Annotated in this window: 1 protein-coding gene; it reads right to left on the bottom strand. The window is 37.5% G+C overall.

The genetic code is table 11. The features are described 5' to 3' along the window. Positions 1 to 272 precede the first annotated feature (272 nt). A partial coding sequence (locus ACFILA_RS09650; RefSeq protein WP_375661138.1) for a hypothetical protein occupies positions 273 to 851 on the bottom strand: 579 nt, incomplete at its 5' end.

Here is an 851-nt window from a genome sequence, read left to right as displayed (position 1 = left end):
ACCCAGCAATTACCATCATGGGATAGGTTAACTTCCTTTTCAATAAAGCCGCCTAAGGACCCCGCCTTTACATCATCAAAATCTTTTAAAGCTTTAATGCGATAAAGGTTTATAATATTTCGAGTAAGAGCATGTTTGATTTTTTTGATTTCACTGGTTAATTCGTATTTTTTGCACATAGAGATACCCTCACAATTTAATGTGATAAACATTTGCTAAAATTTGGAATGGGAAATTTGAAAGAGGGGCGCCCCCGCCGCGCCCGCGCGTCTTTACGCAGCGTTATTTTCAATAATCTTTACAACGGTATCGTTTTCATAAATTTCACAATCTTCAGGAATTCCATATGCATAATAAAAGTTTTGTTTGACATATGAATAACCATCTCTTTTTAACCTTGCATTGCCATGTACCAAACCTCTAATGGTGTGATAACCAGTCACTTTTGCATTCCCATAAACAGAACCATAGACCTTAACATACCCACCCACGCTAGCATTGCCATAAACCTTGCCATAAATTTTTGAAGAGCTACTTACAACAGCATAATCATAAACCTCAGCCTTGCTATAAATGCGTGCACTTCCTGTTAATTTTGCATTCCCATAAACCCTTGCATATTGATAAACCCACACCTTATCAGAAAGATGCGCATTATCATAAACATGAGCTCCAAAATACACGCGGGTTTTATCATATACATGCGCATTGCCATAAACAAAACCACCAATGACAGCGTTGCCATATACCCTTGCATTTTCATAAACACGACCAGATTTTACAACACAAGCATTATCATAAACCCAGCAATTGCCATCATGAGAAAGGTTATCTTCCTTTTCAATAAAGCC

The organism is Bartonella sp. CL71SXKL, assembly GCF_042194935.1.
Lineage (GTDB): Bacteria > Pseudomonadota > Alphaproteobacteria > Rhizobiales > Rhizobiaceae > Bartonella.
Note: the sequence above shows the minus strand (reverse complement) of the source record. Positions and strands in the feature narration are given on the sequence as shown.